The 25,031-nt window shown below is 33.6% G+C and carries 13 protein-coding genes, 1 rRNA gene and 1 pseudogene; 4 read left to right on the top strand and 11 right to left on the bottom strand.

The genetic code is table 11. From position 1 onward, the window contains the following. Both ACECE_RS0208700 and ACECE_RS29225 read left to right on the top strand, forming a co-directional pair. Positions 1 to 642 (top strand): annotated as a pseudogene (locus ACECE_RS0208700) (ISNCY family transposase); the annotation flags it as partial. A 537-nt stretch (positions 643 to 1,179) separates the two neighbouring features. Beyond that, positions 1,180 to 2,661, top strand: coding sequence for a copper amine oxidase N-terminal domain-containing protein (locus ACECE_RS29225; protein ID WP_010246685.1), 1,482 nt, complete (start codon positions 1,180 to 1,182; stop codon positions 2,659 to 2,661). Between the two features lie 155 nt (positions 2,662 to 2,816). Here the strand turns inward: ACECE_RS29225 and ACECE_RS0208690 are convergent, their stop codons facing one another. Next, positions 2,817 to 4,373 (bottom strand): DUF5050 domain-containing protein, encoded by a 1,557-nt coding sequence (locus tag ACECE_RS0208690; protein WP_010246684.1) that lies wholly within the window; start codon positions 4,371 to 4,373, stop codon positions 2,817 to 2,819. A 363-nt stretch (positions 4,374 to 4,736) separates the two neighbouring features. Further along, complete coding sequence (locus ACECE_RS29220) at positions 4,737 to 5,855, bottom strand: adenine nucleotide alpha hydrolase family protein (protein ID WP_010246683.1); 1,119 nt, start codon at positions 5,853 to 5,855, stop codon at positions 4,737 to 4,739. Between the two features lie 174 nt (positions 5,856 to 6,029). Here ACECE_RS29220 and ACECE_RS0208680 point away from each other — a divergent pair, with 174 nt between their 5' ends. Continuing rightward, positions 6,030 to 7,469, top strand: a complete 1,440-nt coding sequence (locus tag ACECE_RS0208680; protein WP_010246682.1) for a DDE-type integrase/transposase/recombinase — start codon at positions 6,030 to 6,032, stop codon at positions 7,467 to 7,469. 334 nt (positions 7,470 to 7,803) lie between these two features. Here the strand turns inward: ACECE_RS0208680 and ACECE_RS29215 are convergent, their stop codons facing one another. After that, positions 7,804 to 15,120, bottom strand: coding sequence for an NPCBM/NEW2 domain-containing protein (locus ACECE_RS29215; RefSeq protein ID WP_010246681.1), 7,317 nt, complete (start codon positions 15,118 to 15,120; stop codon positions 7,804 to 7,806). A gap of 235 nt (positions 15,121 to 15,355) precedes the next feature. Continuing rightward, the gene (locus ACECE_RS31025) at positions 15,356 to 15,499 is read right to left on the bottom strand and encodes a hypothetical protein (protein ID WP_162862507.1); all 144 of its coding nucleotides are present in this window, start codon (positions 15,497 to 15,499) and stop codon (positions 15,356 to 15,358) included. Between the two features lie 310 nt (positions 15,500 to 15,809). Here ACECE_RS31025 and ACECE_RS27005 point away from each other — a divergent pair, with 310 nt between their 5' ends. Beyond that, on the top strand, positions 15,810 to 17,123 hold the full coding sequence (locus ACECE_RS27005; RefSeq protein ID WP_010246680.1) for a LysM peptidoglycan-binding domain-containing protein: 1,314 nt from the start codon (positions 15,810 to 15,812) through the stop codon (positions 17,121 to 17,123). A 328-nt stretch (positions 17,124 to 17,451) separates the two neighbouring features. Here the strand turns inward: ACECE_RS27005 and ACECE_RS27000 are convergent, their stop codons facing one another. From ACECE_RS27000 to rrf, 7 genes are all read right to left on the bottom strand, one after another. Next, complete coding sequence (locus ACECE_RS27000) at positions 17,452 to 18,372, bottom strand: Fic family protein (RefSeq protein WP_010246679.1); 921 nt, start codon at positions 18,370 to 18,372, stop codon at positions 17,452 to 17,454. Positions 18,373 to 18,589: 217 nt separating this feature from the next. Then, positions 18,590 to 19,462: an Rpn family recombination-promoting nuclease/putative transposase gene (locus ACECE_RS0208655; protein ID WP_407636647.1), complete on the bottom strand. Its 873-nt coding sequence runs from the start codon at positions 19,460 to 19,462 to the stop codon at positions 18,590 to 18,592. A 399-nt stretch (positions 19,463 to 19,861) separates the two neighbouring features. Beyond that, positions 19,862 to 20,695, bottom strand: coding sequence for a carboxylating nicotinate-nucleotide diphosphorylase (nadC, locus tag ACECE_RS0208650; protein ID WP_010246676.1), 834 nt, complete (start codon positions 20,693 to 20,695; stop codon positions 19,862 to 19,864). 18 nt (positions 20,696 to 20,713) lie between these two features. Next, a complete protein-coding gene (nadB, locus tag ACECE_RS0208645; protein ID WP_026073758.1) occupies positions 20,714 to 22,330 on the bottom strand; it encodes an L-aspartate oxidase in 1,617 nt (538 codons plus the stop codon). Positions 22,331 to 22,452: 122 nt separating this feature from the next. After that, a complete protein-coding gene (gene nadA / locus ACECE_RS0208640; protein ID WP_010246673.1) occupies positions 22,453 to 23,364 on the bottom strand; it encodes a quinolinate synthase NadA in 912 nt (303 codons plus the stop codon). Positions 23,365 to 23,541: 177 nt separating this feature from the next. Beyond that, positions 23,542 to 24,171, bottom strand: a complete 630-nt coding sequence (locus tag ACECE_RS0208635; protein WP_010246671.1) for an accessory gene regulator ArgB-like protein — start codon at positions 24,169 to 24,171, stop codon at positions 23,542 to 23,544. Between the two features lie 477 nt (positions 24,172 to 24,648). Further along, positions 24,649 to 24,765 (bottom strand): 5S ribosomal RNA (gene rrf, locus ACECE_RS0208630). Between the last annotated feature and the right edge of the window lie 266 nt (positions 24,766 to 25,031).

Below are 25,031 nucleotides of genomic sequence, written 5' to 3'. Positions count from 1 at the left end.
AAACCAGTATTTGCAGACTTCTTTACTCTTCACCCGGATTTTAAACCAAGCACTTTCCTTGGTGATTCTATTTTTGATACGTGCGATACCTACACATTGCTCTTAGATGAACTCAAGTTTCAAAGGGCTCTAATACTTTTGAATTCCAGAAATTCAAACCCTAATCTTCCGCCTATTAAATACAATGATGATGGTTGGCCACTTTGCTCTAAAGATTCTTCTGTACCAATGAAACCAAATGGCTGGAGCCGAGAAGAAGGAAGAATCGAAAGATTCAAATGGCGGTGCCCACAGGCAAAACTAATTAAAGGTAAATGGGTTACTTCTTGTGATAACCCCTGTAATGGCAAGCCTTGCGGTCGTGTAACCTTCACATCTCCTGCCATGGATAAACGCATGTATCCAGGTGTGATTAGAGGCTCTGACGAATGGATTTCTGACTACAAAATTAGGACTGTAGTAGAAAAAAACATTCAATACCTTAAGGAGCCTATGGCCTGTGGTAATCTTAAAACAAGAGACAACCTAACTATTAAAGCAGATTTATATCTCGCAGGTATCACACAACTAATTACTGTAATACTTGCAGATAAAATTCATGAGCACAAGTATATACGTAGTTTAAAACCTTTAATCGCTTGATTTACTAACTTACTCTTGAAACTTATGTCTTATACATAAGCTTATTTGTGCTGTAATTTCATCAACAAGGTTCTGGTTTTTCAGTCAAATCACTAACATATATCCCTCTTAAGTTATCAAAGTCCATTTTACATCTCTTCTAACTTTTTACATCTGATTTTTTAAGTCATTTTGCAAATGCCTAAAATCAATTATTCATAATATTTAGAATTATTAATATAAACAAGAATTTTCCAACAGTTCCATTATGAAAATTATAAACCATCAGGTAATTCATTTCAAATTACGAATATATTACACAATAGAATCAGCTCGTGTTGGAGAAAGGCATGTATGGTGCTTGAAAGGGTGGAAGTATTTTGTAGAGCTGTTTGACATTAGATATTTATATTGATAATATCAGAATAGATAATAAATTTTACATAATATAAGAAATTATAACTTTCTATATGAGTATTTATGTAAATTATTATAAAGTTATTTGTATAGAGAAGTTATACAGGAATATTCTTAAATAGTGTAGGAGGGAGCATTTGAATGAAAAAGATATTTTTTTTATTTCTCTTAGGGATACTAATTTCTGGATTTGCTGTAAGTGTGCCCGGTCAAACTGAGGTTAAATTAAAAGTTAATGGTGTTGAGGTTTACTTCCAGGATGCAAAGCCGTTTATTGATGATAACAACCGTGTAATGGTTCCCGTAAGATTTGTTGCTGAATGGATGAGGGCAAATGTTGAGTGGATTGAGGAAAGTAGAACGGTTAGCATTGCTTTAAACAATAGTAAAATTAAATTTATTATTGATTCGGATGAAATGACAGTAAATGGACAAGCAAAGAAAATGGATACGACAGCAATTGTAAAACACGGAAGAACTTATATACCGGTGAGATATTGTGCAGAAGCATTAGAATCGGAGATTTCCTGGGATGAGAAAGGAAATACTGCTAATATTAAAACAAATTTTGATTTTGCAACGAAGAAGATAAATAGTAGCGGAATTTTTGGAGAACCATCCGTATTTAGTAAAAATGATTTAGTGTATCAGTCTGACATTATTGTACGGGGCGTAGTTGATGAAATTTTGCCTAGTAAGCGTTATGGGAGTGTGCTTTGTACAAATTGTTCCATAAAAATTTCTGATATTTATAAAGGTGAAGTTAAGGAAGAAAAAGTATTAGTGCTGATACAAAGGGGCTATGATGAAAATGGAATATATATTAAAGATGAATTAGAGCCTGAGTTTTTATACGGTGAGGAAGTTATATTATTTTTGTATAAAGTCAAAGATATTAAGGTAAATGATGAAAACTCTTATAGGTTGGTTGGATCGATGCAGGGTAAGTATTCTCCATCAGACAACTCTAACAATGAATTTGTAAATAAGTATAATTGGGCAAAGTGGACAATAAAACCGAATAATTTTAGAGATGAAATAAAAGATGAGCTTGAAAAAGCCAAGTTTAGGCCTACAAGAGAAGAAATACGTCAAAACAATGAAAAAACAGTTGGACCAGAAAGATATAGTAGAACTGAACTTATTAATTTGGCTGATGTTATTGTAAGAGGGACTGTGAAAGGAAAGTTGCCAAGTAAATGGAGTATAGATGGCGACAAAAAGCTCCAGACAGACATAAAGCTAGAAATTAGTGAGATATTTAAAGGTGAACCTTATGGTAACAGTATATTATTGAGAGTTGATGAGGGTCAGGATGGTGATACTGTTATTGATATAGAGCAATATCCTGATTTTAAAGAGGGAGAGGAAGTTATATTATTTTTTTCAAAAGATGTTAGCGACCAAGCAAACCCTAATGAAAATTACTACATTTTGACTGGAATGTCTCAAGCTAAATATTATCTTTCCGATAAATCAAAGGGTGAATTTACTTGTGCCGATGAGACTTTAAATAACCCCAAAATAATTGTAAGTGAATTTAAAGATGAGATAAAAGGTGCACTTGAGAAAATTGATTTATATCCAAATATCAGGGACAAAAACAGTCCGTATAAATTTTAACTGAAAGCTATATTTACTTAAATTATTTGAGACCGTAATTAGGTTTGTGGGAAAAGCTACGAACTTTAATTACGGCCTTTACATATTCTATTATGATCCGACATCAACGTATTTATGTGGTTTTGCAATAGTTTTCCAAATATCAGCATACCTTTTCACTCAATGTTATACCCAAAATATTCATCCCCTAGTTTCCAGTATAAATTATTCCCATGAAGGGTTATAGCTTCAATTCTTTCCAAATCGATAATTTCAGGGATGTTCATAATCTTTCCAGGGAATACATCCTTCATTCCTTCATCGAAAATTCTGATCCTGGTACTATATTGAATTCCTTGATCAGACCCGAGCTTTTCTTCCTTATACGCAGTTGCTAGAACTTTTTTAACCATACCATTATCATTTATATATCCCGGTATAAATTGAATTGGAAAACTACCATCTTGAGTTGGAAAGCCGGCATCAATTCTACGTTTGTCGCTTCCATCCAACTTAACTCTTTCTGCAAATCCATCATCAGCAATATAATAAATCCAGTCTTTAAATATTGTAAAACTCCTATTTTCTACCCAATTGTCCACTTCTAAAAGTGGCTCATGTTTAAAAGTTTTAAGATTAATTCTCTTAATTGTTTCTTTGCGTTCAGTCTCTAATGTAGAACCCCAAGGATAAATAGAAATATAATATATGTATCCATCTTTTTCTATGGGCTTATACATTCTGAATTCTTTATATTCAGTTTTTTCGCTGCTGCCAATTTTCATTTTGCCAAACAAGCCAAAGTTAGGATTCATCATTCCTTCACCGGAACCCCCTGAACCTAATGCTATTGTGTGGTAATAAATCCAATCCTTATCATTGCATATTAACTTTATATCAGCTTGCCAGCCTTGATAGTTGTAATCTTTATATACTATCTTTTCTTCTTCTCCATTATTTCTTACACACTTCAAGACTATTTCCTTGCCGGGAAATCCATGGTATTGCGGTCTTGTCTCGAGAATCTCACCATTTTTTATCGGAAAGTAATAAATCCAGTCATTTATTACTTTGTAGAGTTTTCCAAAATCATGTGCCAACTTTCGGGTAGAAGAACTTTCCTCAATTTTATATAGATCTCCAGATGGAGTGTAAAAATATAAAATATTCTTATCTTCAAACAGAGCAGATACTTTTGTATCATCATCAAACATTTTGTAAGGATCTATTTTTTCTCTGTCAAGAAAACATTTAAATAAATATTGATCCTCTGATAAAGTATACAACACGTCGTGATCGATATAAAAATCCAAACACTTATTTTCAAACAAAAGTTCCTCTTTTGAGCTATTCTTATTCTTAAAAAAGATATTACCGGGAAAATCTTTTGTATAAAATTCTTTCTCACCATAAATAATTTTTTTGACAGAATATTTTGAATCATTAATAACACCTTGGCTTACTAAATTTGCAATTTCATCTCGGTTAAGTTTAAAAGGGGCGTTTATGTTACTAGAATTCATATTTGTCGGAGTAAGTGTTGGTGCATCAGTTATTTGGGGAGTAGGTGTATAAAATACTTGCGCAATAGAAGTATTTTGGGCGAGCATATTTACATTATCATCAGTGCTTTTGGCTTTCATACGCCCATAAAATTGGTTTAATGTTATAACCAAACCAATTACCAAAATCGAAGCGACAACAATTTGCATAATTCCAAAGCGTTTATTCATAAAGGTTCACCTCATACGCAAGTATTAATACAGATTATACCATAACCATAAAATGTAATCAAATGCTGTTAGTACAATTAAAATTGCATACAGATTTATACAGTAGGATTAATAATTTCACAAATAGACCGAATGCTGGCAAAAATGGAGAGTGGTTATATAACTTATTTATACTGACTGGTCAGGCTTCAAAGTTGACAGGCAAAAATCAATAGGTTTATTTAAGAAGAGGCCCATTATTTATTCTATGTGTATTAATATATAGCACAAAAACCAAGCACTCAAAACCTTAGTTTTCAAAGCTCCTGAGTGCTTTTTGAGTTTCTAGCGCTTCGTAACAAAACTAAATCTGCCTCTTATCGATTATTTTGCTTTAATTTGCTGATATTTGAACTTTTCAACCAAATCATCAACATTTATGCCGAAGTCTTTTTCAAGTTTTTTAATTGATGGATTTTTTAATCTTAGAAGTATATTTTCAACAAAAAATACTGTAGATTCCCAATCTTTCTTTCGAGAAAAACCGTTTCGAATCAAAAAACCTATATAGGGCAGCATATTAAAATTGCCATCTATCTTCAAGTCAACATAAGACATTAAAGGATTCAATAAACAATTTGTTTTAAGGATTGATGAATTTTTATGTGACGAAATCAATCCGGCTTCAAAAATTATCTGTCTTACTTTTTCTGGATCATAATCCCATACATGAAAGGGGAAAAGAGCAATTGGCAATTTCTCGAGATTTGGATACCTATTAGGATCCCAACAATACAACCTGTCTCTTTCATTAAATGGCTCCTCATTCATAAAGAATGGAATATTTGGTTTACTAAGTTCCTCTTCATCTTGTTTATAAAACCAATAAAGCGGCTGCGCTGGCGAAGCACCTGTTATTTGTAATGGAATTTCATTTTGTGCAGCATAATTCAATAAAATATCATGAACTATTCCATGACAATAAACACAAAGCGATGATTTCTCTTTATTAATTACGCCTGAATCATAAGAACCCTTCTTGTACCCACCTGGCAAACGGTTATTCAATAGATATGTAAAGAACTTTTTATAAAATTCATTTCTTGGCTTTATTGTAACGTGGTCTATATCAAGCTTTGCAAGTGTTTCAGATAGATTCTTTTCCGCATTTTTATTAAAAACATATCCAACAGATACTGTAGCTGCTAATATTCTTAGATTTGGGTAATCCTTCTTTAATTTGTAGACCAAATATATACTATCTTTACCACCACTAAAACCAACGATACAATCATAATCCTTTTTACCTTTTGCATTTTTTAATATGTTATCTAAATCATTAACATATTTTTGTTTTTCATCTTTTGATAATAGATGTTTTGTTGTTGGTTTATTACCCTTTTTGAGATCATTACAGTGGTTGCAAATGCTGTTTTCGTCAATTACAGTGTTTTCACAAGTGTTTGTTACTAAACAGTTTTTACATCTTAACTTTTTTTTCATTCTATTTCCCCCTGTAGATTAGATGTTTGTGTAAACTTCGTTACACATTTTAAATTTTAAATATCCTATATATCAAGGGTTTCAAGTTTTTTTAAATAAAAAAAACAATGACCCCCTCTTTTCCTGTATAATTGAGATTCTCACACCACAAAATCCAGGAAGGAAAGTGTCATTGTGAACTCAATTATAATTTATTTACTATCATATAATCAATACCTACTGAAACAGATTTCTCTATTAATTTTATTTATTGCAAAATATATTCCTCTTAAGCAGTGGGCTTTTGATGATTCTCATAGTCCCGAATACCAAAAATTCAAGGTTGATAAACTTCCAAAGATATTTATTACTGAAAAAATAGATTATCAGTTTCTTCTTGCGTATTATCAACACAAATATGGCATAATTGTCGGACCTGTAAAGCGTAGATCCCAAGCTTTTTTCTCAGAAACTATTGTTTGTCCCCGCTGTGGTGCTCCTCATCAGTATCTTTATAAAAATAACGGTTCAAAAGGTCAGTTTTATTGCAAAGTTTGTGATGAGCGTTTCAACGAAACTAATATCTATAATCGTCCGTTGGCTTTACGCTGCCCCTATTGCGGGCATATCCTTGTTGCCAAGAAAGACCGGAAACATTTTCGCATTCACAAATGTACAAATACCAAGTGCTCCTACTATCAACGGAATCTTTCCAAGTTGCCCAAAGACTTAAAAGCTGCTGATAAGAATAAATACAAGCTCCATTATCTCTATCGTGAATTCACTATAGATTTCTTTAAGATGGACTTACATGAGCTCCCCAAATCTGCTATTAACTTTAGTTTCAAAAAGTTCAATCCGCACATCATGGGATTGTGCCTTACTTATCATGTCAATCTTAAGTTATCTACCAGACAGACTTCTCACGCTTTAAAAGAAATTCACGGTATTGATATCTCCCATACTATGGTAGCCAACTATGCTATGACGGCTGCAGCTGTCATCAAACCCTTTACAGATACCTTTGACTACAAACCTTCCACAATTCTTTCTGCAGATGAAACCTATATAAAAGTTAAGGGTATCAAGCACTACGTATGGATTATCATGGATGCTTGCAAAAAATCTATACTTGGATATCAGGTTTCTGATAACCGTGCTGTAGGTCCATGTATTCTTGCAATGCGTATGGCTTTTGAAAAGTTCAAAACCTTTCCGGGAAAAGCTTTAAAATTTATTGCAGATGGATACAGTGCTTATCCCCTTGCCAGCCAGCAATGTAATCTCCAAAGCAACTGGGATTTTGATGTTACCCAAGTTATTGGTCTTACTAATGATGATGCCGTATCAACAGAATTCCGATGGGTTAAACAAGTTGTTGAACGTTTAAACCGTACATTCAAATACTCCTACCGTGTCACATGTGGTTATGGATGTGAAAATGGTGCTCTTTATGGCGTATCACTCTGGGTTGCTTATTACAACTTTCTACGTCCTCATCCGTATAATTACTGGAAACCACTCAACGAGTTGGATGCCTTTAAAGATGCCGGGAACATGCCTGCCAAGTGGCAAGTCCTTATTTACCTTGGTCAAAAAACCATTTTAGAAATGCAGAAATCTCAGGTTGATTAAAAACTATCTGTTTTTAGATTTTGAGCCGAGGTAAAACTAGCCATCCAAAAGCGTACTTTGCTTTTGGACCTGCCCTTGATAGTGTGACAAATCAATGCTATACTGCTGTGAATAAGACGGTGAAGACTATCTGTTTTTGAGTTTCTCGCCGTCGGTGATAACTTCAGAGCATTGATTTTTCATGCTGTCAAGGGTGGCGGAAGGGATCAAACAACTTAATTCCAGAGGAATATTTTCACTTTTCAAGGTTCGCGAGAGTAAATTTCATTACTTTCTATTTTCATATCTCACTTTACACTATCTTTATTCCGGCAATATTATTCTATTCCAAAAATCATAAAATTCCAAGTCGAGTATAGCTTATTCTTCCACGCGGACTTCTCTTTTGTCCAAAAATGTTTACCTTGTTCTCTGGAACATATTCATAAAAACCTTCTTGTTCCCATGGAAGTATTGCAGAAAATCCCTTCAATGTTGATATTGTTCCATCCCAAGCATCAACTTGCCATATACCTGATTGGTATCTTAAAAAAGTCCTTGCACAGTTATCCTTCACATCTAAGTGGCCTGAATTACAACCAAATAAATATAATTTCCTGATATTTTTCTGTTTTAACTCTCGAATATATACATCACCTGAGGTTTCTGGAAATCGTCTTCTAACACCATCTGAAGGAATATCTTTACTTTCTGCATCTGTAATCAATCGACCATTGCCTGAAATACGTATAGAATTAGGGTTTGCATGGAATATCAATACCACTTCATCGATGGAAAAATTTTTTCCATCTTTCCCTATACCCATATTGTCCCAGTTCTCTTTAAGCTGTTCCGCTCCATTAACGGCAATTCTATGTACAGGTGTATCATATTTCAGATTCAATGACCTTTCTTGAGCCTCTGATACATCAACAAGCTTATCATCTGAAGGATCGTAGAATATGTAACTATCAAAACCACTAGGATCAACTCTTATAATAGGGCTATTATCACAATATATGTATAAATTAAGGGATAATGGATCATTGGCTTTTCCAGAATAACTATCCTCAGTTATAAACCTACCTGTACCCGGATTATAGTATCTAGCCCTTAAGTAGATAGTGCCTGTCTCTTTGTCATAATACTCGCCACAATACCTAAACGGATTAACATCACTTGAATCCGGACTCTTCTCCACTCCAAATGCATCATAGTCATAATTCTTTATAACAGTTCCACTAGTATTTGTCAAATGAACTACATCGGCATGGCCGTTAAAGAGGTAAAACTTTTTAGTTCCTGCTGAATCCTGCACATATATTTGATTAATACCTCTGATATACTTGTTAGTTACAGTACCTGAGCTGTTTAACTCAGCTACCATCTGCTGACCGTCCCAAACATGGATAGTCTTAACACTATTTACAGTCTTGGTTAGCCTTAATCCATCTCCACCATAGGTATATGAATATACATTGGTTCCTTCAGTTACCTTTGTCAATTGGTTAAATCCATCACCATATGCATATGTTGTAGAGCTTGTTCCTCCTGTGGTTACAACTCTTGCTCCTGCCCAGTCTGCATGGTCACTGTATAAACATCCTAGACAATCGACCACCAGCTTTAGCTGTTGTACCCCTGTAACGCTTACATTTACATTCTTCGTTGCAGCATCATATTTTACTTCTCCACTATCATATAAAAGCTTACCGTCACCGTATACAAGGAATTTTACACATCCATCAATAGTGACTTCATCATCAATTCCTATATCTGATATAAAATTAGAGTATTGACCATTAAGATTATATACTAGCTCAGAATTTGCATGAGCTCCTAATCCTTTTTCATAAACTACTCCATTTAGCTTTATTGCACGCCCATCTCCCAATAGACCTTCTCCACTGGACATATCTTTTTCTAATGGACCATTCCCATTTGTTGAACTTACCGGTACCATGTCACTTAAGTAAGCCCTTCCTTGTGTAGCAACCGATTTAATTGTTTGATTACCATTATTGTCATATGTGTATGTTGTAGCCTCCACCGTTGTTGAAGAAGGATATCTAAGTCTTGCACCTGCCCAATCTGCATGGTCATAGGAATTTCCTCCCCAGGAGTCCACAACGAGCTTCATCTGATTTTTACCTTCAACACTTATGTTCAATGATTGTGTAGTAGAAGTCCAGTCCATATAACCGCTATCAAATGCAAGTACATCATCCAGATATACTTTGAACTTCACACCTCCATTATTTACTTCATCATCAATTCCTATATCGGATATAAATCTTGAGTACTTTCCTCCAAGATTGTACACTATCTCGGAATTTGCATGTACTCCCAATCCTTTTTCATAGGTTACTCCGTTTAATGTTATTACCTTTCCGTCCCCTGCTGCTCCTTCACCATTGGACATATCCCTTTCTACTGGGCTGTAACCATTTGTAGCACTTACCCAATCCATATCACTTAAAAATCTGGTTTCTGATTTGTATTCAGAAGTTAACCTGTTATTTTTATCGTATTCATAATTTGTAGTAGACACTCCATCTACACTCAGAGTTTTTCTGTTATTATAGTCATCATAAGTGTATACTCTTGTTGCACTTGTAATACCACTAGCAGCCTCGGTTTCTGTTTTAAGCCTTCCAAGATCATCATAAACATAACTTGTAGCTTTGCCTGATACAGAATCAGTCTTACTTGCCTGATTACCATCAAGATAATATGTGTAAGTATATTGGGATAATGTAGTTGTACCAACTTTGTTTGTTAAAGTTTCTAATTTGTTTGCGAGGTTATATATATAACTCGTGCTATTTCCATTGGTTGAATACGCTAGAGTCAGCCTGTTTCCATTGGCATCATACCCATAATCCGCTACAGTTGTACCATTCTCTTTTACTAAATCAAGTCTATCCAACTTGTCATAAGTATAAGTTGTAATTATATGGGATGTTGTTCCCTTCTTTAAAGTTAACGATTTTCGGTTATTGCTCGCATCATAGTTATATGTTTTCACTGTTCCACTTAACGTATCCGTTTCACTTGTTAATCTGCCCAGATCATCATATACATAGGTAACCGTTGTGCCACCACCTGCCATTTGGGACATGTTACCAGTTATACAATATTTGTAAGTATAGCTTCCCAATACTGTACTAGCACTATTGGTAACAGTCTTTGATTTTATATTATCCAATGCGTCATAATTAAAGGTAGTTGTATTTCCATTCCTGTCCGTTTTGGTTTTCAACCTTCCTGCAAGGTCATAAGTGTAACTTTCCGATTTTGTCAACGGATCCGTCATTTTTGACATCAGGTTAAGACTATTGTAATCATATTTTGTTATCGAATAGCTTTCATCCTTACCTACAGTTACTGCATCAAGTCCTGTAATAACAAGCGGACTCCAAAGACCTGTGTACATCCTTTTCTTATTTCCAACGCTGTCATAATAATATTGAGTATAATTCTCCGCAACACCTGCATCATAAGTTATAACTGTCTCAAGCAGGTTTCTCGAATTATACTTATATTCGGTTTTGCTAAAGTTATCGGTACTACCGGGTTTGTTATTGGAAATTGCTTCACAGATAACATTTCCATTTCTGTCATAGTAATGCTTTTTAACAGTGTAATATGTAGTTGTACCACTCTTTGAAAATGGAATTTTCTCTTTTATTACCCTTCCAAGATTGTCATACTCATAAGTAGTGGAATATGTAGGACTTGCCTTGCTGCCTTTTATATCAGTAACAGATTTTACCCTTCCCAAGGCATCATATGCAGTAGTTATATAATCACCGCTTACATTGTACTGCTTTACGACTTTTCCGGCATAATCATAATCGTATTTTGCCGTGTAAGTTTCAGCCCACGCCTCATCAGAAGCCCTTGCTGCAAGTTCCTCAGTCTTATTGCCTATATAATCATACTTGAATGCGTCGGTATAAGTCTTGCTGACTCCATTTTCAGTATGAAGTCTCTCAACCTTTTCCAACCTTCCATGCTTGTTTATATAGGACTTGGTAGTTATATCTGGTGAATTTGTATCACCTTTAACAACTTTTGTCACAACTGAATAATTGTCACTCGTTGCATCATTATAGGTGTATGTTTCCTGATACACCAAAGCATTGCTGTTGCTATAATCTGTTACTACCTTTGTGTTCAGCCGACCATCAGTATAGTACGTATAGTCTGTATATGCACTTCCTGCTAAATCCTTTTCCCAATCGAGCTTGCACTGTGAGTCGTAGGAGTATTGATGTACATTTTTGTATGTACTGGTAGTTGTATCATAAACCTGTTCATAACTTAGATTTCCCAATCCATCGTAATCATACCTGATATTATTTCCGTTCTCATCTGTTGATGTTACTGTGTTTAATGTATCATCATAAGCTAATACTTTTGATTTGCCTCCATTATCAGGAAGTGTTGTAGTCAAAACTCTTCCTAATAAATCGTAAGTGTACTCTGTTGTTTTACCATTTCCATCAATATAATCGGTCATTTGACCATAATAGTTATATTTGTAATCTTCATAAACTGTCCCTGTTTTACTTCCATTCTTATCTTCTACCAAGTTCCCATCAGCATCTTTTACTTCCAATACTTCCTTTTTAGTCAAATATGCACCGTTAAATTGTCCATTCCTAGCAGTAACATTATCATCATAACTGTATTTTGTTGATATATAATTTGACCAATCATCTAGATAATCACGTTTTTCAATCACATTACCATAAGAATCATTTATATACTTTGTCTGTTTTTTTAAAACTTTTTGTAATGCCGAAGTTATACTAATACCTTCAACTGTAACAGGGTTCTTTAATTCATATTGTGCTGAAGAAGATGCTAGCTCGTAACTCCTATTATTTCCCCATCCTTTCAAACTTCCATCAGGCATTAATACAAAACTATGGGCATTCCCATTAATTAATTGCTTAGCTCCTTCTATCCCATCAATTTTTGTAGGTAAGGTTCTTTGCTCTGTATCCCCTACACCTAACGATCCAAGTGTATTACTTCCCCAACCTTTAACACTTCCGTCCTGTAATAAAACAAAATAATTGTATACTCCTACGCCTACTTGTTTTACATTTTTTAATTCCCCCACCGAGGTCGGCAAAGTATAATTATTTATATGTCCCCATACCTTAACAGTACCATCATTGAGTAGTGCTATAGCATTACTCCAACAAACAGAAATTTTTTTAACGCTACTTAAACCAGTAACCTGAGTAGGAGTAGATCTTTCTAATTTATCTCCCAACCCTAATTGGCCATAATCATTATCACCCCATGCCTTTACAGTCCCATTATTCAATATTGCAAATGCACAATTTCCTCCAACAGCTATTTCTTTTACATCGCTTAGTTGAGGTAAATCAATAGGTGTCTTAACAATTTTAACATCACTTGGTTTACATAACTGTCCATAATCGTTACTCCCCCAACCTTTTACTGTTCCATCTTCCATTAATACCAAGGTAAAATCCTGACCAGCAGCAATTTGTTTTACCCCAGATAAACCTTCAACCTTTGTCGGACTCGTCCTTTTGTCTAAATCACCTAGACCTAATTGTCCATAATCGTTTTTTCCCCAAACTTTCACAGTGCCATCATTCAATAGTGCAACTGCATGGTCAGTTCCAGCGTCTAACTGCTTTATATAACGTAGATCTGGTATAGTAGCAATCTTTTTATATTCGAGTGTATTACCCAAACCTAATTGTCCATAATCATTATTACCCCATACCTTTACACTACCATCATTGGCTAATGCTAAAGTAAATTTTCCTCCAGCTTCTATCTGTGCAGGATTAGTTGTCGCATCAAAAACTTGTGGCTGCTCATATTCTTCATAAATTCTAGCAAGTTCAATTGACTTTCCATCATCATTAGATGATGGGGAATACTCTTCAATTATTGTAACCTTGTCATCTTTTTTATATTTTTTATTAATTACATAATTGTATTTATGGTAAATATAACTTGTCTTATGCTCATCATCTAAAGGTTCTCCATTTGAGTCTCTTTTTGCCTGACTATCCCAATATCCTATAAGATCTTTCTGTTCATTATATTCAAAGTTCTCTATATTCTCTATGTATCTATTAGTATCTTTATTGTATACTTTTGTTATTCTTTTAGTAACTTGTATATCCTCATACTCATTTAATGTTTCAATTTTTTGGCTAGACCCTTCCTTTAAAATATTGGTGCATAGAAGTAAATCACCAAATGTATAAATTTCACTATTATTTTTATCATCTAATATTTGAGTCTTTGTACCTGGCAGTATCTCTTTATAATTTGGATATCCATCATATTCTCCGGAGCCATCATATTTATAGTTGAACTTTTTATAATTATACTTTTTTAAATTACTAGCATATTTTTCATCAAAATCATATCTTTCAAGTACCTTATAAAAATCCATTTCACCATAAGGTCCCATGTTTTTTCTACTTTTTATATAATTAAACTGTGTACCAGCTCCAGTCTGTTGAATTATTTTAGATAAACAAGCGTAATAATCTTTACCAATTCCAGAACTATTATATTGTCTGTGAAAAACTTCAGCTTCCTTAATATCGTATTCATAATTAACTATTGTATCATCTTTATCTGTAATACCATTATAAACTACATTGTTCAAAATATATTGATTCCCATTTTTATTTAATAGTTTTTCCAAGTTATAGTCTATTTTCATCTTAATGTCAGGATCATTTGGATCTACAACACTAACCGAAATCTGTTCATCTTCATATGTAAAGTTTATTTCTCTGCCTACAGTATCAATAACTTTTTTCAGTCTAAAGTTATTGTTTGTATAGTAATGGGAATAATAATAGTACTTTATTTCATTCCCAAATCTATCTTGTTTTGAAATTAATCTCCCCACGTTATCAAAATAAAAAACTTTACCGTCTTTAAATGTAAGCTTATACTGAGAGTATGCTTCTCCATTATAATATTCATAGCAATTTGCAAGTAATTCCATTTCAGTGCACGGATATCCACTAGTTACTATTCCTACTGGATACATAGAAATTGTTGAACTAAATGTTCTAAACCTTAAAGGCCATGCACCTGCACTTCCCAAATAAAGAGTCCCAAAAGTAGAGCTATTTTCATTTATATATGGTAAGTCGAAAGACCATCCTGTTGCTATATTATAATGTTCATCCTTCTCAGTTTCTTCACCATATTTGAGACTCGGAATCCACCCAGTATTAGCTACCCCATCAACATAATATGTTCCATAGGACTCTCCCATATATACATCATATAGATTAGATTCATTTAAATTGTAGTATCTTGTCAAGGAAAAATCTAATCCATTAATGCCTTTTAGGCTTATATCTGTTTTTGTTACTTCAAGATTTCCTGTTGCAGGGCTTATAGTTTCTTCATTAGCATTCTGTATATTAATTGGTGGATTAATACCTTTCTTATAAACTGCTTCGGAATAATAAATATCATTAAATGAGGTTTTATCATCTAGTTGTGAAACATAATTACTCTGTGTACTTAATTGTTCATTTAAATAATTCCCTAATACGACACTTGATGAATCATTAATGCTAGTTACAAGAACAATAACAATAAATAGCAATTTTGATATTGCTTTCTTTGAATCTTTCATTTTTATCCCCCTATATTTTAATTAATTATTTTTTTATTGTAAGCTAATGAAGTGCTACAAAATAGAACACGCTGCATGCAATAATTCAAATAGAAATCCTCCCCTTTTGTGTATATTAACTGCAATACTAAAGCTACTATTTTGCTATATTACTTCTTTGACTTAGAATACAAATTTAAATTGTCCATAAATTTTATACTACTTTTCTTAATAATTCAATACATTTCTTGTCAGTTTATGAAAACTTACTTATAATTAGGTTCCGACTTTTCCCAATAAACATGACCAACAGCTTAGCAAGGTAGTTTACACTTTCCACAGAATTATTATCACTATTTACAGGAGAATCATTATCATTGCTAGACTCTGGATCATCCATTATCCGGCTTTAACTCTCCCATCCCAATATTTTTTACCTATACATTTGTACTTTGGTCTGTAATACCTGTTGCGGCATCACTTATAGGTAATAGCTGAGTATACATAACCAATGCCAATACAATTGCCAAAAATGCTACCAATTATAATAACACATTTTATAGGGATAAATGTAACCGATTACCCATATGCAACATAAATTATGTATAGTGAATAAAAAGAATAGGCAAGTGATCAATATGAACCAGTTTTTTTATACAGTACAACCAGGAGATTCACTATACCTCATAGCTAAAAGGTGGGAAATACCTTTGGATACGCTGATTAAAGCTAATAATATGAAATTCCCATTTAACATATATATTGGATTACAGCTGGCTATGCCGCCAGGCGTCAATTGCTACAGGGTTAAGCATGGTGACACTTTATTCAGTATTTCCAAGAGTTTTAAAGTTCCATTGAAAGTAATTATTGAAGCAAACAATATTCGACCTCCATATTACATAAAACAAGATGATGTGATTAAAATACCGCCGGGAGTCGACTACTATATTGTACAACCCGGAGATACCCTTTGGAATATAGCCCAGAGATATAATACCCAGGTGGATGTTATCCGTGACGCAAATCAAATTAGCTCACCATTTCTATTTACCGGGGAAAAACTCAAAATTCCTTATTTCCTACCATTAGGATCAGGAAAAATTGTATTTACTTCCCTTGATAATGAGAAATATAGTATTAGATCTTTTGACTTTCAGGTTAAAGAAGAGAAGGTACTTGTAAGCCAATTTGTAAATGCAGGATCAATACCATACGTATCACCAGATGAAAAAAAACTTGCATTTATTGGTGAGAACAACAAGGTTTATATTTATAACGAGGAGACAACAGAGCTTATATCGCTTGGTCAGAGCACAGAATACTCTACTATGAATTGGTCTGCCGACAGCATAAAGCTAGTTTATGTAACTCCTGGTAATATAAGTATATATAACATCCAAACCAAGAAGATTACTACAATAGATCAACCTGATTCCTCATACCCCCAATGGTTTCCTGATGGAAAAGAATTGCTTTTTCAATCCCCGGACAGCTCTGGGATAAAACAGTTATATAGGATTAGGGAAGATGGTTCAAATAAAAAGCAGATTGGCAATAATATCTGGAATTTTTATAATAATGTAGAATTAAGTCCAGATGGATCTTTTATCCTTTATACAACACCAAGCGCAAGTGTATCAATTATTTATACGCTTGAAATTAATACCGGAAAAATACACCAAGTACCGTCAGGTCCTCAAGGAAAAGATTATTATCCTAAATGGTCAACGGACTCTACCAGGATTATTTACAGTTCAACAAATTATAGACCAGGAAGTTTTTATTCTCAAATAAATATAGCAGAACTTCAAGGAAGAAACTATCAGACCTATGCAGTATCCAACTGTTTTTCCACACCAGTCAGCTGGCTACATGACGAAAGGATTATATACCTTTCAGGATGCAATACTTGTTTGGAGGAAAATCAAGCTAATGAGATGTGGCTGGTAGATCTGAGGAAACCTGTACCAGTGCCTGTAGTTAGCGGAATTAAAATAATACAGCTGCAAGTGTTATCATAATATAATGTTAAACTTTTTGATGGATGTTAAAGTGTCTTGATTTTACCTTAAAAAACCTCTAATCTTTCTTCCCACTTTTTTTCAAGTGTTAAATATCTAATCTCTTATCATTAAGAAATCTTCCAACTAATATTCTTTACATTTATTTAATTTAGAATATCAGCTATGGAGGTCTTTACACTACGTCTTTTATTCCACCGCTTACGATATAACTAATTCAATATACTGGAATCACATGTCTCCGGATGGAGTTTTTGCAACTTACAATTCATCCAAAACCCATTCTGCAATCTTTTCATTAGGCTGTAAATTTTTATACTATTTCATACTAATCCAGTACTGACAACCAAAGTCTCTCAGATTCCACAACCAATTCTGATATAAACTCTACAAATGGTCTATAATTCATTGTTGTATGAGCTAAATCTATAACATCATAATATTTTGCACGGTTCTCGTTCTTTATGATAATTGGTGTGTACCCACTTTTTATCAACTCAAAATTTAACAGTAGCCGTGATGTCCTGCCATTGCCGTCTATAAACGGGTGGATTTTCACGAACTCTCCATGTAATAATGTTGCCCTTACAACTGGATGATAATCAAGCCAATCGTTCTTATATTCTGAAATGAGCTTTTGCATCAAATCAAATATTTCATAATGCTTAGGCGGTATATGTTTTGCGCCGCTAATGACCACATTTTCTGTTCGGTATTTTCCAGCATTCTGATCATCTATTTTTTTCAGAATCAGCGCATGTATATTTTTGATGTTCCATTCAGAAAGCGCTTCTTTGTTTGAAACTAAATCCTCGACAAATAGGATTGCTTCACGATGATTTATGGTTTCCAAATGTTCAACCATGCTTTTGCCGCCAATTGTAATTCCCTCAAGTACAACCTTCGTTTCTGACAAAGTCAGTGTATTCCCTTCAATCGCATTGCTATTATATGTCCATTCGACTACCAATTTTTCATGAAGAGAATCTGCAAGTGTCTTTGAAAAAGGCCGATGCCTATCTATGGCTGCCTTAAGTGAATCAATATAACTATAATCATATTCCAAACCAATATATTTTTTTCTAATTCCTTCCCTTGCATCAACCGGTTTAATAGCATCCGTAGGAACAGACCAGTTTCGACCGATTTTAACCGCTCCCTCAATTCTTCCTTCATTACAAAGTACTCTAACTCTTCGGTCGCTGATATTCCACTTTTCACTGGCTTCTTTAACACTTATATATTTCAATAAGATCACCTCATATATATATTATACCGATATCGGAATATTATCAATATCATACCGATATCAGTATAAATTATATTAACAAATAACAATTGACCTTACTATAAAGTCTAAAAAACGAAATTTCCCGGCTGTTTACCAAGAAATTTCGTTTTTTAATTTTTGCCCGAAATGCCTCATTATCTGTCATGAGAATTTATTTCTTCATCTCTTATTTTTTTCACATATTCTTTTTCAAATTTTCTATTTCACTTAGAGATACCCCGGTATACTTTTCAATCAGCTTATCCTCTAAGCCATCATTAATCATCTTCTTCGCTGCCTCAAACCTTTGTTGTTGCATTCCCTGCTGTATTCCTAACTGCAATCCTTCCTCTCTTGCACCAGTAATACGGGTTATTTCATCATGAATTGCCTTTTCCCTCAAATCATAATACCTTCGTATTTCCTCGTTTGTTCCAAGGTATTCTAATACCTTTTGTGCCTTTTCTATAGCTGGCTCAGCTTTCATAGCCATATCTAACACCTCCTTAGGCGAATCCTCTAAAAACAACAGCCATCTATCCAGTGGTTTACTCATATCCGGTTGTATTTTTCTAAACTTAGGAAGTTCAATAAATCTTATTTCAAGCACATCTGTTAGCTTATAATCCTTGTTGCAATCCTCCAACAAATGAAATACACTATGATAATTTTCTACTTTAATATATTCAAAATCAAGAATATTAATAGTTATTGTCTTTTTCAACTCGATAAATGGTTGACCCTCGTTCAGTTGTTCAGTATAAAGCTTTGACCAATAAAACAATGTTCTTTTATCCATATTATATTGGTTAACAATCTGAATTTCGATATTTATTTGTGTTCCAGTTTTTGTCCGTGCTCTAATATCAAGTATCCCCAATTTATCATCCGGTCTATCCTTTTCAAGTCTTGTATTTTCCATAACATCTATATCATATATGATGTTTTCATCTTCAAGCATTAATATAGCATTCAAGAAACTTATAAGAATTTCTTTATTTTCTTGTCTCCCAAATATCCTTTGAAATACAAAATCATTTTTTGCTTTTAGTCGGTACAATAAAATCACCTCATTTCGATTATAGCATATTTTAAAATGCCTGAATATATGTTTGGATTTTGTATAGTTCTTTAAATGTAAAGCTGATTACTTTAGTAGCAAAGAGCACTTTTGTTTTATGATTATTACAATAAAGAATGCGCGATATAACTTTAAACTACTTAAATAATCTATTAAACTTTTCCCCAGAATAAAAAAAATACCCACAAGCTTGTGGATATCTTTTTTATGTATATGCTTAAAAAGCCTTATATAATCATGTTTCCAGACGATGATTTCATAGCATGTGAATAAGTGTGGACATATTGTGGATAGTTTTTAGTTTTATCCACAGGTTGTCATTACATCCTGTCCTATTTGAAATTTTAAATATTCCGAAAATTTTCATTTGATTACTTCTGAGTATTTTTAGCTTATTTTCATACTAATATCAAAAGCATTTACTGAGTGTGTCAAGCTGCCTACCGAGATAATATCTACTCCTGTTTCAGCTATATCAACAATTGAATTTAAATTTACATTTCCTGACGCTTCGACTATCGCTTTTCCATTTATTATTTTAACAGCTTCTTTCATAATGTCAAGTCCCATATTGTCTAACATTATTATATCAGCTCTTCCATCTATTGCCTCTAACACTTCTTCAATAGTCTCTGTCTCTACCTCTATCTTTATTGTATGAGGTATTTTATCTCTTACAAGTTCAATTGCTTTTTTTATACCACCGGCAGCTTTAATATGATTATCTTTTATTAATACTCCATCGGATAGGCAAAATCTATGATTAGTTCCGCCTCCCACTCTTACCGCATACTTTTCAACAATTCTGAGTCCAGGAGTTGTCTTTCTCGTATCTACAACTTTTGCCTTTAAATGCTTTATTTTTTCAGCATATCCCCTGGTTTTTGTTGCAATGCCAGATAGTCTCTGCAACAGGTTTAATGCTGTTCTTTCGCCTTTTAAAAGAGCTCTGGTATTTCCGTGTATTGTTACAATAACATCCCCTTTATTTACCCATTGCCCTTCTTTTACTAACTTTTCAAATTTAACATCTGGATCCAACAACTCAAAAACTCTTTTTGCAATATCAAGTCCGGCTATAACACCTGAATCCTTAGCTATCATTTTTGCGTCAGACTTTGCGTTTTCATCAATAATATTGTCGGTAGTAATATCTCCTGACGGCATATCCTCTTTTATTGAATTTATAATAATATTATCTATATCCGATAAAGCAAACATCTAATTGCCCCTTCCATATTATTTATTATTACCTAAATTTTTCTTTTTTATAATATTTCTTTTCCAATTTATATCATCAGTATTTTGGAAGTCCGTCCTATAATGAGCTCCTCTGCTCTCTTCCCTTTCAATAGCAGCCTCAATCACTAGCTTAGCCAGCAATACCATGTTTTGAATTTCGAAATCTTCTATGCTTATATTAACCATTTCATTTATTGAATTATAGCATTCATCAACTATTCCTTTGGCCTTTAACATACCTTCTTTATCCCTTATAATGCCAACATATTTTGTCATTATATTTTGTATGTTCATCTTTAATTGTTTTTTATCAATCTCTTTATTTGCACGGTTCATGCTATACTTTAAATGAAAGGTTTCATCGTAGGCACCTCTATCGCCCAAAACTCTATTTACTTCATCGCTGATTTTATGTCCGAAAACCAACCCTTCAAGTAAAGAATTACTTGCCAACCTGTTAGCTCCGTGTATACCACTGCAAGCAACTTCACCGCATGCAAAAAAGCCTGATATATTGGTACGACCAAAGACATCCGCTTTTACACCACCCATGCAGTAATGCTCTGCTGGTGCTACAGGGATATAATCCTTTGACATATCAATTCCATATGTAAGACAAGTTTTATATATATTAGGAAATCTTTCTTCAAGATAATTTTTATCTTTAAACGTTATATCCAGATAAACATAGTCGGAATCGGTCTTTTTCATTTCACTAAAAATAGCTCTTGACACAATGTCTCTAGGTGCAAGCTCGTTTAGCTCATGGTACTGAGGCATAAACCTTTCGCCTCTTACATTCCTTAAAAGTGCTCCTTCGCCCCTAACTGCTTCAGAGATTAAAAAACTTTTGTTTTCCGGGTGAAATAAAACTGTTGGATGAAACTGAACAAACTCCATATCCATAAGTTCAGCCCCTGCTCTATATGCCAGTCCAACACCATCTCCTGTAGCAACTTCTGGATTTGTTGTATTGGAATATAACTGCCCGAATCCGCCGGCAGCATTTATTACGACATTTGAAACATATAGAATATATTCTGAAGAATCTTCATCATATGTCAAAACACCCTTACAAACATCCTTATCCGTTAAAATATCTATTGCAAATGTTCGTTCTTTTATTTTAACATTATTCCGTGTTTCAACAATTGAAATCAATTTGTCACAAACTTCTTTACCTGTAGTATCTCCAGCATGAATAATTCTGTTTTTACTGTGAGCACCCTCCCTGGTAAGTGACAATTCATCCCTATTTTTTTTCTTGTCAAAGTTGACTCCAAACTTACAAAGTGACTCGATATTTTGTGCTGCCTCATTTACAAGAACCCATACACTATTCTCGTCACAAAGACCTGCACCTGCATATAGCGTGTCTTTAAAATGCAATTCCGGGGAATCTTCCTTATCTAAAGAAACTGCTATCCCACCTTGTGCTAAAACTGAATTGCTGATATCTATAGTCTCTTTTGTAAGTATGACCACCTTATACTTATCCGGCAGCTCAAGAGCTGTATAAACTCCCGCAATTCCACTTCCTATAATTATTACGTCATAATACTCTTTTCTTATTTTATCGGTATCAAAATCCATAAGGTATCTGTAATTATCCAAATCTTTCAACTTCCCCCTTAGAAAGCTGCAAAGCCACATTATTTACGTAATGCCAATTTGCACTTATTACTTGTTAATTCTATATAAATCATTTAAAAATGAATTATGTCAAAAAGCACTCGTTAGCTTAACTCCAGCATATTATCCAAAGATTTTTTTGCTTTCAGTCTAATGTTTTCATCCAGATTTATCTCATATTTCATTTCATTCAAGGCATTGTAAATACTGGATAGAGAAGTTTTCTTCATATTCGGACATACCAGTCCTTGTGACAATAAGTAGAAATTCTTATCAGGATTGTCCTTTTTCAGCTTAAATAATACTCCCATCTCTGTGCCTATAATAAAATCCTTATTGGGAGATTTAGCGGCATAATCAATTATCTGCTTTGTACTGCCTGCAAAATCTGCAGCATCTACAATGTTGGGCTGACATTCGGGATGTACCAATATTTCAGCATTCGGATGTAACTCCTTAACTCTGTCTATTTCATCACTTTTAACCCTATGATGTGTAACGCAGTATCCATTCCATAATATAATATTCTTTTCCGGTACCATCTTAGATACATAACTCCCAAGGTTCTGGTCCGGTACAAATAGAATGTCCTTACTCTTAACTGCTCTAACTATATCTATAGCATTTGATGAAGTACAACATATATCACATTCAGACTTAACCTCTGCAGATGAGTTAATGTAACATACAACTGTTGCATTCGGATGCTTCTTCTTCTCTTCAATTAATGCTTCTTTAGTAACCATATCCGCCATTGGGCATCCGGCATCTATTTCCGGAAGCAATACAGTTTTATCTGGCGAAAGTATTTTAGCACTCTCCGCCATAAAATGCACGCCACAAAACACAATAACGTCTTTATCCACACCTGCGCAATATTTGCTCAACGCAAGTGAATCACCAATGACATCTGCTACCTCCTGTACGTCATCAACCTGATAATTGTGCGCAACTATAACAGCATTTCTTTTTTTCTTTAGTTCCAAAATCTCTTTGATCATTTCATCTTTTTTCATTTTATTATCAACCAATCCTTAAAATCGATAGAATATGACAGAAACTACTCAAGCCAAATTCATTTTTTTTTAATACTTTTAAATATTTTAATACTTTACCCCCTATTTGTAAAGGATAATAGAAAAAAACCTGCATTTTGCAGGTTTTTAATTTAATTGCAAGCTTTTCTATTCTTATTATTTCTTAACCTTATCCAAATTATTTTTAATTCCATCAAAAAATCTATGCCCAAAAGGTGTTATGGAAAATACCTCTAACGATAAACCAAAGGTAATTGATAAGAGTATCAAATATAAATTAGACCATATAAGTATAGTTGCAGCTATTGTCCATATAATCAGATATATAATAGATAGTCTCTTAAACTTTTTTATTTCACTTAATTCAGTAATAGGTCTGTTTGGATTGTCTGAAGGAGCCCATTTATACAGTGAAAAGGCAGATAAAGCGATTATAACAATTGTAAAAACTGTTATATAATACGCATTCCAATAGCTATATGTATACCTGGCAATTAATGCAAAACCTATAAACATGGTTATTGATATCGCCAAGCACCTTCCGTAAGTATCCATATGATAACCTCCGGCAAGCATCCTAAGGGATGCAAAAACAATAGCCATTAAAAATGAGGGTAATATTGTACCTGTAACAAGTGCTAAAATAAATAGAATAAGAAACTTTACAACCGCACCGATAACTATTTGAAAACCATAATAATAAATGCGTCTTTTATCATGATTCTCACCTTTTTGTTTCATTAAGTAATCCGCACCTGAATAAGATAATGCTTCTATAAATCTCACATTCACTACCCCCTCTATGCTTATTTATTTAATTCTTTATGAACGTTAATTATTTCCTTTTCATAGATAACTCAATTATACTATAAAAGATTTCAATGACAAAGGTTTCTCTAAAATTTTTATATTCAACTTTTTGTTAATGCTTTGTGGATAAAGTCGTTTAAAACATAATTCTATCCACAGAATTATGTTTTATTTTTTAAATTTGTGTATAACAACATAATTAACCCTAAATTTCTGATCTTTATATCACATACATTCGAAACCCTTATAAGCATGTCATTGTAATTTTTGTATGTGATATAAAGTTATCACATACAAAAATTATAAAAATCGTAAAACATCTTTACATAGAGCGTTTCAGTTTATATGTGATATTTTCTACGGGAATGTAAGGTTAACATCGCAAACTTTTATCAGAATATCTAGATACATAAAACAAGACCTTATGGCGTAAACCATAAGGTCTTGATATAAATCTGGCAGCGACTTACTTTCCCGGGACGTCTCCATCCAAGTATCATCAGCACTGAGAAGCTTAACTACCGTGTTCGGAATGGGAACGGGTGTGACCTTCTCGTTATAACCACCAGAAAATTGTAAACTTTTTAAGGTTCGATATTTTGCTCTCGCAAATATCGTTATACACCTTCAAAAATATATAATGTTGGAATCAAGATGAAAAGCGGATTTTCTTCATTAAGACTTCTTAAAAGACCTTTTCTACCTGTAAAATATTTGGTCAAGCCCTCGACCTATTAGTACCAGTCAGCTAAATACATTACTGCACTTACACCTCTGGCCTATCAACCATGTAGTCTACATGGGGTCTTACCCTTACGGTGGGATATCTCATCTTA

The organism is Acetivibrio cellulolyticus CD2 (assembly GCF_000179595.2).
Classification (GTDB): Bacteria; Bacillota; Clostridia; order Acetivibrionales; family Acetivibrionaceae; genus Acetivibrio; species Acetivibrio cellulolyticus.
Note: the sequence above shows the minus strand (reverse complement) of the source record. Positions and strands in the feature narration are given on the sequence as shown.